The sequence below is a fragment of the Plantactinospora sonchi genome, assembly GCF_036422035.1.
In the GTDB taxonomy this organism is placed as follows: Bacteria; Actinomycetota; Actinomycetes; order Mycobacteriales; family Micromonosporaceae; genus Plantactinospora; species Plantactinospora sonchi.
This window is the reverse complement of sequence record NZ_JAZGQK010000025.1, coordinates 61,081-76,464: the sequence shown is the minus strand read 5'-3', so window position 1 is coordinate 76,464 and position 15,384 is coordinate 61,081. Positions and strand designations below refer to the sequence as shown.

Annotated in this window: 14 protein-coding genes; 9 read left to right on the top strand and 5 right to left on the bottom strand. The window is 72.4% G+C overall.

Annotation, left to right across the window (positions count from 1 at the left end; genetic code table 11):
- The first annotated feature begins 59 nt into the window (after window positions 1–59).
- Window positions 60–623: a TlpA family protein disulfide reductase gene (locus V1633_RS26825; protein ID WP_331215661.1), complete on the top strand. Its 564-nt coding sequence runs from the start codon at window positions 60–62 to the stop codon at window positions 621–623.
- A gap of 186 nt (window positions 624–809) precedes the next feature.
- The gene (locus tag V1633_RS26820) at window positions 810–1,250 is read left to right on the top strand and encodes a DUF4395 domain-containing protein (protein ID WP_331215662.1); all 441 of its coding nucleotides are present in this window, start codon (window positions 810–812) and stop codon (window positions 1,248–1,250) included.
- A gap of 186 nt (window positions 1,251–1,436) precedes the next feature.
- Here the strand turns inward: V1633_RS26820 and V1633_RS26815 are convergent, their stop codons facing one another.
- Genes V1633_RS26815 through V1633_RS26805 form a run of 3 tightly spaced genes read right to left on the bottom strand, consistent with a single transcriptional unit; the run spans window position 1,437 to window position 5,636 of the window.
- Complete coding sequence (locus tag V1633_RS26815) at window positions 1,437–2,105, bottom strand: response regulator transcription factor (RefSeq protein ID WP_091557164.1); 669 nt, start codon at window positions 2,103–2,105, stop codon at window positions 1,437–1,439.
- Window positions 2,106–2,112: 7 nt separating this feature from the next.
- The gene (locus V1633_RS26810) at window positions 2,113–3,807 is read right to left on the bottom strand and encodes a sensor histidine kinase (RefSeq protein WP_331215663.1); all 1,695 of its coding nucleotides are present in this window, start codon (window positions 3,805–3,807) and stop codon (window positions 2,113–2,115) included.
- A gap of 14 nt (window positions 3,808–3,821) precedes the next feature.
- Window positions 3,822–5,636: an AMP-dependent synthetase/ligase gene (locus tag V1633_RS26805; protein ID WP_331215664.1), complete on the bottom strand. Its 1,815-nt coding sequence runs from the start codon at window positions 5,634–5,636 to the stop codon at window positions 3,822–3,824.
- 336 nt (window positions 5,637–5,972) lie between these two features.
- Between V1633_RS26805 and V1633_RS26800 the strand changes: the two genes are divergently transcribed.
- The 6 genes from V1633_RS26800 to V1633_RS26775 all read left to right on the top strand — a co-directional run bounded on the left by V1633_RS26800 (window position 5,973) and on the right by V1633_RS26775 (window position 11,813).
- Window positions 5,973–6,428 (top strand): SRPBCC family protein, encoded by a 456-nt coding sequence (locus tag V1633_RS26800; RefSeq protein WP_331215665.1) that lies wholly within the window; start codon window positions 5,973–5,975, stop codon window positions 6,426–6,428.
- A gap of 39 nt (window positions 6,429–6,467) precedes the next feature.
- A complete protein-coding gene (locus V1633_RS26795) occupies window positions 6,468–7,619 on the top strand; it encodes a hypothetical protein (protein WP_331215666.1) in 1,152 nt (383 codons plus the stop codon).
- Window positions 7,620–7,735: 116 nt separating this feature from the next.
- Window positions 7,736–8,683: an ROK family glucokinase gene (locus tag V1633_RS26790; RefSeq protein WP_331215667.1), complete on the top strand. Its 948-nt coding sequence runs from the start codon at window positions 7,736–7,738 to the stop codon at window positions 8,681–8,683.
- 124 nt (window positions 8,684–8,807) lie between these two features.
- On the top strand, window positions 8,808–9,482 hold the full coding sequence (locus V1633_RS26785; RefSeq protein WP_407952062.1) for an endonuclease/exonuclease/phosphatase family protein: 675 nt from the start codon (window positions 8,808–8,810) through the stop codon (window positions 9,480–9,482).
- A 112-nt stretch (window positions 9,483–9,594) separates the two neighbouring features.
- Complete coding sequence (locus V1633_RS26780) at window positions 9,595–10,995, top strand: flavin-containing monooxygenase (protein WP_331215668.1); 1,401 nt, start codon at window positions 9,595–9,597, stop codon at window positions 10,993–10,995.
- A 17-nt stretch (window positions 10,996–11,012) separates the two neighbouring features.
- Window positions 11,013–11,813, top strand: coding sequence for an alpha/beta hydrolase (locus V1633_RS26775; protein WP_331215908.1), 801 nt, complete (start codon window positions 11,013–11,015; stop codon window positions 11,811–11,813).
- A gap of 117 nt (window positions 11,814–11,930) precedes the next feature.
- On the opposite strand, the gene V1633_RS26770 is transcribed toward V1633_RS26775, so the two are convergent.
- Window positions 11,931–13,343, bottom strand: coding sequence for an alpha,alpha-trehalose-phosphate synthase (UDP-forming) (locus V1633_RS26770; protein WP_331215669.1), 1,413 nt, complete (start codon window positions 13,341–13,343; stop codon window positions 11,931–11,933).
- Window positions 13,344–13,542: 199 nt separating this feature from the next.
- Window positions 13,543–14,394 (bottom strand): DUF308 domain-containing protein, encoded by an 852-nt coding sequence (locus tag V1633_RS26765; RefSeq protein ID WP_331215670.1) that lies wholly within the window; start codon window positions 14,392–14,394, stop codon window positions 13,543–13,545.
- A 253-nt stretch (window positions 14,395–14,647) separates the two neighbouring features.
- On the opposite strand from V1633_RS26765, the gene V1633_RS26760 reads away from it, so the two are divergent.
- Entirely contained in the window at window positions 14,648–15,379 is a 732-nt protein-coding gene (locus V1633_RS26760; RefSeq protein WP_331215671.1) for a lysophospholipid acyltransferase family protein, read from the top strand.
- Window positions 15,380–15,384: the final 5 nt, after the last annotated feature.

The following is a 15,384-nucleotide window of genomic DNA, read 5'->3' as shown; positions in this document are numbered from 1 at the left end:
ATCGGGCGTGGCACTCTGTCCTGGTGCGGGATGCGGCGTTCACAGGATCGCTCGCGGTGGTGACCACGCTGTTGGTCGCCACCGGGCTCGGACTGTGGCATCGCCGACGGGACGGCGTGCTCCGACCCGTGACACCCGCACCCACCTTCCCCGGTACCGCCGGAATCCCAGCCGGTACCGCCGGCACCGATTCCGGTACGACCGGCAGCGAGTCGGGTACCGCCGGTGTTCCGTCCGGCGGGCCTGCCGGAGGGACGTCGGACCAGCGAGGGGACGTCTCCGACACCCCGGACGATCCCGACCTACGTGCCACGCTCACCGCGCTCGGCGTACGGCTGGGCACCCCCGCCACGCTGCTCCAGTTCTCGTCGGCGTTCTGCGCCCCGTGCCGTACCACCCGCCGGGTGCTCACCGACGTGGTGGCACTGCTCGACGGCGTACGTCATGTCGAGGTCGACGCGGAGAGCGAGCTGGCCGCCGTCCGGACGCTCGGGATCTGGCGCACCCCGACCGTGTTGGTGATCGACTCCGAGGGGCGGGTGGTCCGGCGTGCCGCCGGAGTGCCGAGCAAGGCCCAGGTGATCGCCACCGTCGCGCCGCTGCTCGACAACACCGCACCATGACCACCTCGCCAGGCGGCGGCACGCACGGCCCGCCATGACCGCTCCCCGGCGGCGCGGCACGCTTACCGCTCGTGCGCCGGAACAGCTCCGAAGCAGCACCATGACTCGTCACACGCCGACGTCCGCGTCGACAGTTCCACGCTCACCCGATCCGACCGAGCCCGTCCTCCTGCCCCCGAGGTGCACATGTTGCTCGATCCCCGTGCCCCGCGTTTCGCCGCGGCGCTCACCGCGCTTGTCATGGTCGTTGTCCTGCTCACCGGCTCCGGCTGGTTGGCCCTGGCCCAGGCGGCCGTGTTCGGCGTGGCCGCCGTGGACCCACGCTGGAACCCGTACGCCCTGATCTTCAGGTTTCTGGTCGCGCCCCGACTGGCCCGCCCCACGGAACTGGAGCCGGCGGCGCCGGTCCGGTTCTCCCAGGTGGTCGGGCTGTTGTTCCTGCTGGTCGGCGCCGCCGGTTACCTGGCCGGCGCCCAGGTACTCGGCCTGGTCATGAGCTGCCTGGCCCTGGCGGCGGCCTTCCTCAACGCGGCCTTCGGGCTCTGCCTGGGCTGCGAGACCTACCTGGCGTTCCGGCGACTGACCGGTCGCCCGGTGCCGGCCCGGGTCGCCAACCCGGCGCCCTGAGCCGACAACTGTCAGGCCCGCGCCCTCTGCGCACCGACGGTCGTGGCCACTTTCGCGACCAGGCGGGGGCCGGTGTGACCTCGCAGGCCGGTCACCGCCGGGCGGGAGCCGGCCGGCGATGGCCCGTGCCCCGGCCACGGGGGCTGTCGGCGGTGTGACCCGCCAACAGCCCCGTTGTCGGGCGGGTCAGAACTTGGGCGCGTCCGGCGCTTCGAGCAGACCGAGCCGGAGCGCGGTCATCAGCGCCTGGGCCCGGTTCGCGGCGCCGAGCTTCTCGTAGAGCTTCGAGATGTGCGTCTTGGCCGTCGACTCGCTGACGAACAGCTGCTTCGCGATGCCGGCGACACTCATGCCGTCGGCGAGCAGGCGCAGCACCTGCCCCTCCCGGGGGGACAACTGCGGGCCGGACGGGGCCAACCGGCGCTTCATCGCCTCGGCGAGGTCGGCGGCGGTGAAGGCGCTCGGTGAGGAGGCGGCGTGCCGGGCGGCGGCCACCACCTCGTCGGCGGGGGCGGTCTTCGGTACGAAGGCGCTCGCGCCGGCTTCGAGGGCGCCGAAAAGCTGGTCGTCGCCCGCGTACATGGTCAGCACCACGATGCCCATGGTGGCGCTGGACTTGCGGAGTGCGCGGGTGGCTTCGAGCCCGCTGCCGTCGGGAAGGCGGAGGTCCATGATCACGACGTCGGGCTGTAGCGCGCCGGCCTGTCGGACCCCCTCCGCGGCGGTGGCGGCCTCGCCGACGACCTCGAACTGCCGGTCCCGCTCAAACGCGTGCCGCAGTCCCTTGCGGATCAGGTCATGATCGTCGACGAGCAGGACCTTGGTCCGAGTGGTCGGCATGGGGCTGGTGGTCATGCTCGGGTTACTCCCCTTCTGATGCGGTGACGCTATCGCGCACGCTATCGCGCCGGGGCGAGGTTCCGAGCACCACTGCCACCGTCGTGCCGCTGGGGTGTCGCGGACTGATCTCTAGCCGGCCCCGGATACGTTCCGCCCTCTCCGCCATGATCGCAAGACCGTACCTGCCATCAGGGCGCTGGTCAGCGATGCCCTGACCATCATCCGACACTTCAATCTGGGCGAATGGGGGATCCACGGCACAGCTCACCCAGAGATTCGCGGCCCCGGCGTGCTTGCGGGCGTTCGTGATCGCCTCCTGGGCGATCCGGAGCAACTCCGCCTCGGTGGCGGCCGGCAGCCGGGCCGTCGACTCGTCGAGCGTGTAGTGCACCCGCAGCCCGGCGGAGGCGCCGACGGTACGGGCGTACTCGGCGATGGCGGCGGCGAGCCCACCGTGCCGGTCCACCTCGCTACGCAGCTCGAACAGGCTGAGTCGCAGCTCGGTGATGACCCGGGTCACCTCGGCCCGCAGCGCCCGCAACTCCTCGGCGGTCTCCTGCGCCCCGTCCGGCAGGGTGGCCATCGCGTTGTCGATGCCGTACCCGACCATCACCAGTTCCTGGGCGACGCCGTCGTGGATCTCCCGGGCCAGCCGCTGCCGCTCCTCGTTGGTGGCCAGCGAGCGGACCTCGTCGAAGAGCAGCGCCGCCTCCAGCCGCAGCGCCGCCGGCCCGGTCAACGCGGTCACCTGGGCCACCGCCGGGGACGGGTACGCGTTGGCGACGTCCGCCTCCAGGGTCACCAGGCCGACCGTGCGTACCCCGGCGACCAGCGGTACGACCAGCGAGGACACCTCGCCACCCCGGTGTGACCGGGCCTGCGAGCGGTTGGCGGTCTGCGGTTGCTGGCTCGCCCAGGCGTCGGCGATCGCCGAGTCCGCGTCCAGCGTCGTCTCCCAGTCGACCCGGTCCACGCCGACCTGGGCGAGGACCACCAGCCGGCCCCCGCCGCTGGCGGAGAGAACGGCTGCCCGGTCCGCCCGGACCACGCCGCGCAGCTCCTCCAGCAGGTGCTCCGAGATGCCGCCCGGATCGAGGGTCGCCCCGGGCAGCTGTCGGGCGACGCTGCGCAGCTGGGTCAGCAACCGGGTCGCCTCGGCGTACGGCTGCGGCCGGGTCTCGCCACGGGCCTGCAGGATGCGTTGCAGCGTGCCCGCCGCGGAGAGCCCGAGTCCGGCGAGGATCAACCACTGGGCCGCCGCCGCGAGGTAGCCGGGCTGGCCGATCTGCCGACCGCCGTCCCCGGTGGCCAACGCCCCGCCGACCGCGAGGGTGGCCGCGGCCACCACGGCCAGCGCGACGCCCTCCCGGGACCGACGCTGCAGCGCGGCGGCGGTGAGCGGCACCGCGAGGTAGGGCAGGATCGCCGAGGCGCCCAGTCCGGGCATCGGGCCGTTGATGGTCGCGGAGGCGGCGACCTGGGCGGCGGCCAGTCCGACGAGCACCACCTCGGCGAACCTGCCGAGCGGCGCGAGTACGCGGTGCTTGGGGGCGATCACCGCGGGGATGCCGGCGAACGCGAGCAGGGCGACCCAGCGGAGCTGTCCCGGATCCCGGGTGGCGATCAGCGTGAGGACCGCGACGAGGGCGAGCATGACGAGGCGCGCCGCCGTCGCGAGCGGGTGCGGGTGTGGTGGACCGGAGGTCGAGGCGGGCACCTGACGGATCGTAGTCAGTCGCCGTATATCTCGGCGATGTCCGCCGAGTAGGTTTTCGCGACGATGTTCCGCTTGACCTTGAGCGACGGGGTGAGTTCGCCGCTCGCCTCGGTGAAGTCCCGGGGCAGGATCCGGAACTGCTTGACCGCTTCGGCCCGACTGACCGCCCGGTTGGCCTCATCCACCGCCTTCTGGATCTCGGCACGCAGTTCCGGGTCGTTCCGCAGTTGTTCGACCGGACTGTCCTCCGGCCGGCCCTGTTCCCGCAGCCAGGCCGGCAGCGCCTCCTCGTCGAGCGTGACCAGCGCGGCGACGAACGGGCGCCGGTCGCCGACCACCATGCACTGGCTGACCAGCCGGTGGGCCCGGATCCGGTCCTCCAGTACGGCGGGCGCGACGTTCTTGCCACTCGCCGTGACGATGATCTCCTTCTTCCGGCCGGTGATGGTCAGATATCCGTCATCGTCGAGTTCGCCGAGGTCGCCGCTGTGGAACCAGCCGTCCGTGGTGAGCACCTCGGCGGTGGCCTTCGGGTTGTTCCAGTAGCCCTGGAAGACCACGTCGCCCTTGATCAGGATCTCGTTGTCGTCGGCGATCCGGATGGTCACCCCGGGCAGCGGTCGGCCCACCGTGCCGATCCGGGTGGCGCTGGGGAGGTTCACCGCGACCGCCGGTGAGGTCTCGGTGAGGCCGTACCCCTCGTAGACCCGGACCCCGACGCCGCGGAAGAAGTGGCCGAGCCGGGCGCCGAGCGGAGCCCCGCCGGAGACCGCGTTCTCGCAGCGGCCGCCGAGCGCGGCCCGGAGCTTGCGGTAGACCAGCCGGTCGAACACCCGGTGCCGCAGCCGCAGCCCCAGGCCCGGCCCGGAGGAGCTGTCCAGAGCCTCGCTGTACGCGATCGCCACCCGTTCGGCGGCGGCGAAGACCTTGCCCTTGCCCTCGTCGTTCGCCTTCTGCACGGCCCCGGTGTAGACCTTCTCGAAGACCCGGGGCACCGAGAGCACAAAACTGGGCTTGATTTCCTTCAGGTCGTTGACCAGGTTCCTGGTGTCGGGGGCGTGGGCCAGGGTGGCCCGGGCCCGGACCGTGCCGATCTGGATCAGCCGGGCGAACGAGTGGGCCAGGGGCAGGAACAGCAGCGTCGACGCCCCCTCGTTGAAGAGGTTGGGCAGCACCGGGATCGCGTTGCAGATGTCGGAGAGCAGGTTCCGGTGGGTCAGGGCGCAGCCCTTGGGACGTCCGGTGGTGCCGCTGGTGTAGATGATCGTGGCGAGGTCGCCGGCCCGGACCGCCCGGCGGCGCAGGTCCACCTCGGTCGGATCGATCCGCTCGCCGAGCGTGACCAGGTCGGCGATGCCGTCGACGTCGATCTGCCAGACCTGCTCCAGCCTCGGCAACTGGTCGCGGACCCCGGACAGGGTCAGCGCGTGCGCGTTCGTCTCCACCACGCAGGCGACCGCGCCCGAGTCGGCCAGGATCCAGGCCACCTGCTCGGCACTGGACGTGTCGTAGATCGGCACCGTCACCCCGCCGGCCGCCCAGATGGCGTAGTCGATCAGGGTCCACTCGTACCGGGTCCGGCTCATCAGCCCGACCCGGGAACCCGGGGTGATGCCGGCCGCGATCAGGCCGCGGGTCAGCGCGAGGACCTCGTCGCGGAACTGGCGGCAGGTGACCTCGGTCCAACCGCCGTCCGAGCCGTCCGACTCCGTGGCGCGTCGGACGAACTGCACACTGTTCGGCATCTCCTCCGCGTTGTCCCAGACCGGGTCGGTGAGGTTGGCCGCGTCGCCGATCGTGACAGCCGGCGGGACCGAAAACTCGCGCACCTGCACTCCCTCGTGCTCGTGTCGACCCGGTCCGCCGACGGCCGACCGGTCCGGTTACCTCCGCAACCTACCTGGCTGCCGGATCCGTCCGCCTCGCCAGGCCGAGCCGCAGCCGGTCGGCGGTCGGCCCGAGGGGTCGGCAGGGAGTGGCTGGCCGGGGGAGCGGACGGGGCGCGCCTGGCCGGGGTTCGGGCGGGACCGGGGGCGGGGAGTGGTTGGCCTGAGGCTCGGTCGGGGCGTGGCTGGCCGGGGGAGCGGACGGCGTGTGGCTGGACCGGTGAAACGGGGGTGAGGTGGTCGGCCCGGCTCATGCCGGTGCCAGGTAGCCTGCCGGGCATGGCGGATTCCTCCACCCAGTCGATCGTCATCGCCGCTCCGCCGGCCCGGGTGACCTCGGTGATCTGTGACTTCGCGCGTTATCCCGAGTGGGCCGAGGCCGTGAAGCGGGCCGAGGTGGTGGAGGAGTACGAGGACGGTTACCCCGCCCAGGTCCAGTTCGTGATCGACGCCGGGGTGATGACCGACGAGTACACCCTGGTGTACGAGTACGCCGAGGACATCTCGCGGATCGAGTGGCACCTGCTGCAACCCTCCCGGATGCAGCGGGTGCAGAACGGGTCGTACGACATCGCGGACAATCGCGACGGCACCTCGTCCGTCACCTACACGCTTGAGGTCGAGTTGTCGGTGGGCATGCTGGGAATGTTCCGGCGGAAAGCCGAGAAGATGATCATGGATGCGGCGTTGACGCAGCTCAAGCGGCGGGTGGAAACCTTGGACACGGCGTCTTGACCCACCGTCCAGCGCCCCCTCCGGCGTAAGGAGCCGATCATGAGAACAGGCGGTGCGTCCGGCGGTACGCCCGAACCGGGTTCCGCGCGGGAGGAGGCCGAACGTCTGGTCGCCGCCGCACTCGCGATGGCCCAGACGGCGGCGTCCGGGATGCGGTACCGGGCCGGGGCGCGTGACCTGGTCGGAACGGTCGGCCAGGTGATCTCCGACGTCCTGGACCAGGTGGCGCCCCCTTCGACCGGCACTCCGGCCGAGCCGCCCTCGACCGGTACTCCGGCGGGGCAGTCCTCGACCGGTACTCCGGCCGGGCACCCCCCGACCGAACCGGCGGGGCCGCCGCCGACCAGCGGTGTGGCCGGGCAGCCGACGGGATCGGCCGGTGAGGCGCCCCACCCGGGCGACGACCCGGTCCGGGAGACGGCGGGGCCGGCCGGTGACGGAGCGACCCGGCACGGTTTCGCCACCGGTGGACCGGAATGCTGTGTCTGTCCGGTCTGTCGGGTGGTCACCGTGCTCCGCGATCCGAGTCCGGAACTGGTCGAACGACTGGCCACCGGGGCCGGAGACCTCGCCGCCGGGGTGGCCAGCCTGCTACGGGCGTTCTCCGCAGTGGCCAACTCGGCCGGTCCGCGTACCACCGCCGACGACAGCCGGTCGGCCGACAGCGACGTCCGCGACGGGTGGTCGGCCGCTGGCGACGCCGGGGCGTACGGTGCCGCCGCCGGCGAGGGTCCGACGGCCGGGCCGGTCGGTGCCGGAGCGGAGGCCGGCCGCGCCGAGCGGGGCGGGGCCGACCGACCGGCCCCGGCCGACGCCGAGGATCAGGCACCGGGTACCGAACCGGACAGTCGACCGTCGGCGCCACGTGTTGTTCGTGACGTCCCGGGTGGGTCGGCGCAACGTCACGCCGACTCGGTGTGGCGGGAGGCCACCCGGACGGGGCATGATTCGGGGCCGGCAGTCGAGTCGGATGTCTGGGCGGCGGCGACCCGGGCCGCGAGTGCACCACCCGCGACCGGGGAATTCTCCGACCCGGGCGGGCGACCGGCGGCTCCCGGAGCCGAACCGGTGGACCAGGTCGGGCCGGCAGGGCCGGTCGGCCGGCGCCCGTCGGTGCCAGCCTCCCGGGCGCCCGAGGGGCCGGTGGACGCCCGACCGGCGGAGCCGGGGACGTCGGACAGCGGCGCCTGACGCCGGGCCGCCCGTCGGGCGGCCGGAGCGGGCCGTCGGTGCCGACGGACCGCGGGTACGGCGGCAGTGGCGGGAAACGACCGCGTGGAGCGGTACGGCAGAGGGGAGCGGCAGCGGTGACGCTGACCATCGGAGTCGACGTCGGGGGTACGAAGGTGGCCGCCGGCGTCGTCGACGTGGCGGGCGAGGTTCGGGCGCGGGTGCGCCGCGACACCCCCGCCGACGACGTTGCCAAGACCCGGGACGTCATCGTCGAGGTGGTCTCCGAGTTGGCGGCCGAGCACGAGGTGTCGGCGGTGGGCATCGGGGCGGCCGGCTGGATCGACGCGGCCCGCTCCACGGTGCTCTTCGCGCCCAACATCGCCTGGCGCAACGAGCCGCTGCGCGACTACGTCAGCGCCGCCGTGGGGCTGCCGGTGATCGTCGAGAACGACGCCAACGTGGCGGCCTGGGGCGAGTTCCGGTACGGCGCCGGACGGGACGCCGACAATTCGATGGTGCTCTTCACCATCGGTACCGGCGTCGGCGGTGGCATCGTGCTCGGCGGTGAGCTGCTGCGCGGCGCGCACGGCATCGCGGCCGAGCTCGGTCACATGCTCTCGGTCCCGGACGGCCACCTCTGCGGATGCGGCCGGCTCGGCTGCATCGAGCAGTACGCCAGCGGCAACGCCCTGGTCCGGTTCGCCCGGGCGGGCGCCCGGCAGGAACCCACCCGGGCCGGCATCCTGCTCGAACTGGCCGGCGGTGACGTCGAGGCGGTGACCGGCCCGATGGTGACGGCGGCGGCCCGGTCCGGCGATCCGGTCTCCTGTGCCGCGTTCGCCCAGATCGGCCGTTGGCTCGGTATCGGCCTGGCCGACATGGCGCAGATCCTCGACCCGGAGGTGCTGGTCGTCGGGGGCGGCGTGGTGGAGGCGGGTGAACTGCTGATGGGCCCGACCCGACGGGCCTTCACCGAGGCGCTCGCGGCGCGGGCCACGATTCCGGTGGCGGAGATCCGGCCGGCCGAAATGGGTAACACCGCCGGCCTGATCGGTGCCGCCGACCTGGCCCGACGGCGTTAGGAAGTCGGAGCGAGGGAGAAGACCCGTGGCACTGAGCCGGTCCGCCGACGCTGACGGCAGCGTGGGTGCGGCTGTCCCCGCCGACGAGAACGCGGTCGGGGCGGCCGGTGGGCGGGGAGTACGCCTGCGGGTGCTCTCGTACAACGTGCACGGCCAGCGTGACGACCTGGACGCGTTGGCGGCGGCGGTGCGCGGCGCCGCGCCGGACGTGGTGATCGTCCAGGAGGGACCCCGGCGGTTCCGGTGGCGGCACAAGTGTGCGGCCCTGGCCGACCGGTTCGGCCTGGTGGTCGCGGCCGGTGGTCTGCCGGCGCTGGGCAACCTGCTGCTGACCAGTCTCCGGATCCGGGTCCACCACACCTGGTACCGGCAGTATCCGTTGACACCGGGCCGGCATCTGCGCGGTGCCGTCTTCGCCGACTGCGCGATCGGGGCGACCCGGTTCACGGTCGCCGGCTCGCACTTCTCCACCGACCCGACGGAGCGCCCCGGCCAGGCGATGCTCTTCAAGGAGGAGCTGGTGGCGGCCCGGCATCCGGTGGTGGTCGGGGCGGACCTGAACGAGAACTCCGGCGGCGCCGCGTGGCGTACCGTCGCGGACGGTCTCACCGACGCCGGGCTCGCGGCCGGCGGCGCGGACCGGTTCACCTTCTCCTGCGCGCAACCCCGGGACCGGATCGACGGTCTCTTCGTGGACCCCCGGATCGAGCTGCTCGGCTACGACGTGCTGGACACCGTGCAGACCCGCCGGGCCAGTGACCACTTCCCGATCCTGGCCGACCTGCTGCTGCCGGCCTGATCGGCCGCTGCGGCGAGAAACCGGCGCGCGGCGGGCTGGACAAAGGGTGACGGAAGCCGGGAGGATTCCCCCCGCACGTCGGCACTCGTGCCGGACAAAAGGAGATCTCTCGGTGTCCACCCTCAGTGAGCAGGAGAGCCACGAGCCGGTCGCGACCCTGTGGCGGGACGGGCGCCCGGTCTACGACCGGGGCGGCACGGTCTGCGTGATCGGCGCCGGAGCCAGCGGGCTCACCGCCATCAAGAACCTCAAGGAGTACGGCTTCGGCGTCGACTGCTACGAGCGGGAGACCGGTGTCGGCGGTGCCTGGAACTGGCGGCACGACCGCAGTCCGGTCTACGCCAGCACGCACGTCATCTCGTCCCGGCCGTTGACCGAGTTCCCCGACTTCCCGATGCCGGACAGCTGGCCGGACTACCCGCACCACAGCCAGTTGCTGTCCTATCTGGAGCGGTACGCCGACCACTTCGACCTGCGCCCGCACATCTGGTTCGGCACCGAGGTGGTCCGCGTCGAACCGGCCGAGGGCGACCGGTGGGACGTCACCACCCGCAGCACCGGCGGCTACGGTGCCGAGCGCACCTCCCGGTACGCCGCCGTCGTGGTGGCCAACGGTCACAACTGGGCGCCGAAGATGCCGGCGTACGAGGGCCTGGACGAGTTCCGAGGCCAGGTGGTCCACGCCTCGGCGTACAAGGACGCCACCCAGTTGCGCGGCAAGCGGGTGCTGGTTGTCGGCGCCGGCAACACCGGCTGTGACATCGCGGTGGAGGCGGGTCAGCAGGCCGCCCGGTGCTGGCACTCGACCCGCCGCGGCTACTGGTACGTCCCGAAGTACTCCCTCGGGCGTCCCGCCGACCAGGTCAACCACGCGACGGCGGCGCTGCGGCTGCCGCTGTGGCTGCGGCAGTGGCTGTTCCACCGCACGTTGAAACTGACCGTGGGGGACCTGACCCGGTTCGGCCTGCCCCGCCCCGACCACAAGGTCTTCGAGACCCACCCGCTGGTGAACAGTCAGCTGGTGCACTACATCGGGCACGGTGCGATCACGCCGGTGCCGGAGGTGGCCCGGTTCCACCGTGCCGGGGTGACGCTGACCGACGGGCAGGAGATCGAGCCCGATCTGGTGGTGCTGGCGACCGGCTACCTCCCGCAGTTCGAGTTCCTCGCCCCGGAGATCCTCGGGACCGACGCGTCCGGGCGGCCCTCGTTGCACCTCAACGCCTTCGCGCGCTGGCATCCGACGTTGGCCGTCGCCGGCCTGTTGCAGCCGGACTCGGGCCTGTTCACCCTGGTGCACTGGCAGTCGGTGGTGATCGCCCGATGGCTGCGCCTGCGCGAGACCGCGCCGGACCGGGCCCGGGCCTTCGCCGCCGAGGTCGCCACCGGCAGCAACGAGCGGTGGCACTCCGCCCGGGTCAAGGAGAGCACCCGACACTGGTTCGAGGTCGGCCACATCGAGTATCTGCGCGCGTTGCAGCGCACGTTGGGCGAGCTGGAGGTGGCAGCGTGACCGCGCGGAGCGGACGGATGCGGCTCATCCGCACCCCGGAGTGGACCCGCCCGGTGCCGGCGGTACGTCGGGAGGTGCTCTCCGCCAGCCCGGAGGCGGACGAGGGCAAGCCGCCGCTGCTGTTCGTACCGGGGTTCGGGCACGGCGCCTGGGTCTTCGCGGAGAACTGGCTCGAACACGCCGCGTCGCGGGCCTTCCCGGCGTACGCGGTCAGCCCGCGCGGGCACGGCGGCAGCGGGCCGGCCCCGAAGGCGACGCTGCGGGCGTACGCCCATGACGTGGTCCAGGTGGCGGCGAGCCTGCCCCGACGGGCGGTGCTGGTGGGGCACGGCGCCGGCGCGCTCGTGACGGCGTACGCGTTGGCCCGTTACCCGGCCCGGGCCGGGGTGCTGGTCGCACCGGTCTTTGGCGGCTGGTCCACCCTCGGCGCGGCGGTGCGCCGCAATCCGGGCGGTACCCTGCCGGCGGTCTTCGGCGGCCCGCTGCGGCTGAACCGTCGCCAGTTGTTCAGCCGGGAGGTCCCGGACGCGACGGCCCGCGGCTACACGCAACGGCTCGGTCGGGCGTCGTCCCGGGCGCAGTGGCAGTTGCTCGCCCACCCGGAGCCGGAGCCGCCCGTCGGCGCCCCGCCGATCCTGGTGCTGGGCAGCCCGGACGACCGGGTGGTACCAGCCGGGGAGCTGACCCGCACCGCCCGCCGCTACGGGGCCGCGCCGCTGCTCTTCCCCGGGATGGGGCACGACCTGATGCTCGACGCCCGGTGGCGGGAGCCGATCGACGCGATCCTGGACTGGCTCGACAAGGACCTCGTCGGATAGCCGTCGGAGCGACCCGGCCGGGCCCGGCTCTCCTGCCCAGGCTGAACAGGCGGTCAGCAAAGGGCCCCTTCCGGGTCACCGGCTTCCGTCCGGCGACCCGGGAGGGGCCCTTCCCCGTCACGTGGTCAGCTGGGTGACCAGGGAGCCGCTCTGGTCCAGGGCGGTGAGGTAGGAGCGCGCCCAGGCCCGGATGTCGTACACCCGCAGATGGTCCCGCATCGCCCGCATCCGCTCGGTCAGGTCGGCGTCGCTGGCCTGCAGGGCCTGGATGAGGATCGACTTGAGCCCTTCCAGATCGTGCGGGTTGACCAGGAACGCCTGGCCGAACTCCGCCGCGGTGCCGGCGAACTCGCTGAGCAGCAGGGCGCCGCCGTCGTCCACCCGGGCCGCCACGTACTCCTTGGCGACCAGGTTCATGCCGTCCCGCAGCGGGGTCACCGCCATGATGTCGGCGGCCCGGTAGAGGGCGGCGAGTTCGGCCCGGTCGAACGGCTGGGTCAGGTAGTGGATCGCCGGCTCGCCGACCCTGCCGAACTCGCCGTTGATCCGTCCGACCTCACGTTCCACCCGTTCGCGCAGGACCTGGTACTGCTCGACCCGTTCCCGGCTCGGCACCGCCACCTGGACCATCACGGTGTCCCGGACCTTGACGTGCCCGGTGACGAGCAGCTCGCTGTAGGCCTTGAGCCGTTGCTCGATCCCCTTGGTGTAGTCCATCCGGTCCACGCTGAGGATCACCTGCTGCGGGTCGCCGAGGTCGTGCCGGATCTGGGCGGCCCGCCGGACCACGTCGGGGCGTCCGGCCAGCGCCTCCATCTCCGACATGTCGATGGAGACCGGGAAGGCGCCGATCCGGACCACCCGGTCCTCGACCGCGATCCGTCGGTCGGTGGCGGGCAGGCCGAGCACCTTGGTGGCGAGCTGTGCGAAGTTGTGCGTCGCCTGCGGACGCTGGAAGCCGACCAGGTCGGCGCCGAGCATGCCGAGCAGCAGTTCGGCGCGGCGGGGCAGTTGCATGAACAGTTCGGGCGGCGGGAACGGCACGTGCATGAAGAAGCCGATCCGCAGGTCGGGGCGGAGCGTACGGAGCAGTCGGGGGACGAGCTGCAGGTGGTAGTCCTGGACCCAGACCACCGCCCCGGGCTCGGCCGCCTCGGCCGCCGCCTCCGCGAACCGCCGGTTGACCCGCTGGTACGCCTCCCACCAGCGACGGTGGTAGACCGGCTGCTCCACCGCGTCGTGGTAGAGCGGCCAGAGGGTCGAGTTGGCGAAGCCCTCGTAGTGGTCACGGACGTCGTCCTGGGCCAGGGGCACGGTGTGCATCCGTACCCCGTCGATGTCGGCCAGGCTGGGTGCCGGACCGGTGCCGCCGGCCCAGCCGACCCAGGTGGCCGGGGTGTGTTGGAGGAGGGAGTGAAGGGCGCTGACCAGGCCGCCGGGGCTGCGACGCCATTCGCAGGCACCATCCGGCGCCACGCTGTCGTCGACCGGCAGCCGGTTGGCCACCACCACCAGGGAACTCTGTCGCATTCGGGCACCTCGTTCCGGGCGAGGCGACCACCGCGAATGACGAGCGATCGGGTAGTCGTGAGGGGAAGGTGACGTACAGCAGTATTCCTACTGATGCGAAATTACGCGATGGTTACGCGTGAGCACCACAGGGCGATGAATCTCGCGATCTGGGCGGTACGGGTCAGAACGCCGGAACGATTTCCGAGCCCCGGCCGACTCAGACCACCGCCCCGTCGTCCGGATCGTCGTCATCGTCGTCGCCTGGCCGGAGTCGCCAGATCAGCGTCACGAAGCCGGTGAGGATCCCGGCGAAGCCGAACAGGGTGGTCAGTCCCCGGTCGAGCGGGAGCATTTCCGGAAAGAGGAAGAGCGCGAAGCCGGCGGCGATGGCCAGCACCCCGATGACGGCGTACTTGGACGGCCGGGGCAGCGGGGGCGGTGGTGGTGGGACGTACCGCTCCTCGGCGTCGTCGGACAGGTCCGCGCCGAAGGTGTCGAGGCCGTCGAGCAGTGACGGCTCGTCGCGCCCGACCGAGATGCCGGAGATGTCGGTGGCGGACGGGAGCCGTCGGCCGCCCGGGCCGGCCGGCACCGGCGCGTCCGGGCCCGGGCGCGTCGACGTCGCCACCCCGCCCGGCTCGGTCGCCCCGTGCTCGGCGACGTCCTCCACCGCCGGCCAGGAGCGGGCGTCAGCGGCGACCTCGGTGTGGTAGCCGGCGACGATCCGGGCCCACTCGGCCTCCACGTCCGGGTCGGCACCGGGCGGCACCTGCTGGTTCGGCGGCTGGCCCGGCGACTCGTCGTCGGTCAACTGGGTCAGGTAGTCCCGGGCGGTCGCCAGGTGGCTCCGGTCGACGTACAGCCGGTCGACGGGCCGGGGCGGCATCGTTGTGGTACGGGTCACCGGGTTGAGGTCGGCGGACGGCTGTAGGTAGGCGGCGATCCCCCCGGCGGCGAGCACGTCGAGCAGGTGTTCGCCGAGACGCGGGTCCACGTCGCCGGCGACCGCGTACTCCGTCGCCTCCAGGCCGTTGTCCCGTCGTCCCCGACGGGCCCCTCCCGCTGTCACTCCGACACCCTCCCTACCGGCTCGTGACACCCGACGGCGCTCCTGCCGCCCGCTGCCCCACATGCCGTGCAATGAATCGTGACACGGCGGGGACTGGTTCCGGGAGTGCGTTGTGGCGTGCCGTACCGCTTCGTAGGCTCATGACCGACAGTTCCCGCCACGGCCGTCGGCCGGGCGCGACCGCGTCACCGGCGTGTGTGCCGGGCGGTCGCCGGGCAGGTGGGGACCTGCGGAACGCTCGGGAAGGACACCGGTGCTGTACGGGCTGATGAAGTACGTCATCCTCGGGCCCTGGCTGAGGCTGATCTTCCGGCCGCAGGTGGAGGGCAGGGAGAACGTACCCGACACGGGGCCGGCGATCCTGGCCAGCAACCACCTGTCGTTCTCCGACTCGATCTTCATGCCGCTGATGGTCAAGCGAAAAGTGACCTTCGTGGCGAAGGCCGAATACTTCACCGGCCGGGGGCTGAAGGGCGCCCTGGTGCGGATGTTCTTCGTCGGCACCGGCACCATCCCGGTGGACCGTTCCGGTGGCCAGGCCGCCCAGGCGGCGCTGGACACCCAGCTCTCGGTGCTGCGGGCGGGCAACCTGGCCGGGATCTACCCGGAGGGGACCCGGTCCCCGGACGGTCGGCTGTACCGGGGCAAGACCGGGGTGGCGCGGCTGGCCCTGGAGAGCGGGGCGCCGGTCATCCCGGTGGTGATGCTCAACGCCGACGAGATCCAGCCACCGGGCAAGCTGATCCCGAAGATCAAGCGGGTGAAGATCCGGTTCGGGCGTCCCCTCGACTTCTCCCGCTACGCCGGGATGGCCGGCGACCGGTTCGTGGAGCGGGCCATCACCGACGAGATCATGTACGAGCTGATGGAGCTCTCCGGACGCGAGTACGTCGACACCTACGCGCAGAAGGTCAAGAACCAGCAGCTGGCGACGGCGGCGAGCGGGCCGACCGCCGATCCGACGTCCGGATCGATCGCCGCCTGACGGTC

What these genes read in the sequence shown, in the direction of transcription:
- V1633_RS26775 (WP_331215908.1), top strand. Translation starts at nt 11,013, where the DNA reads ATGCGGCTCATCCGCACCCCGGAGTGGACCCGCCCGGTGCCGGCGGTA.
- V1633_RS26795 (WP_331215666.1), top strand. Translation starts at nt 6,468, where the DNA reads ATGAGAACAGGCGGTGCGTCCGGCGGTACGCCCGAACCGGGTTCCGCG.
- V1633_RS26820 (WP_331215662.1), top strand. Translation starts at nt 810, where the DNA reads ATGTTGCTCGATCCCCGTGCCCCGCGTTTCGCCGCGGCGCTCACCGCG.
- V1633_RS26800 (WP_331215665.1), top strand. Translation starts at nt 5,973, where the DNA reads ATGGCGGATTCCTCCACCCAGTCGATCGTCATCGCCGCTCCGCCGGCC.
- V1633_RS26815 (WP_091557164.1), bottom strand. Translation starts at nt 2,105, where the DNA reads ATGACCACCAGCCCCATGCCGACCACTCGGACCAAGGTCCTGCTCGTC.
- V1633_RS26770 (WP_331215669.1), bottom strand. Translation starts at nt 13,343, where the DNA reads ATGCGACAGAGTTCCCTGGTGGTGGTGGCCAACCGGCTGCCGGTCGAC.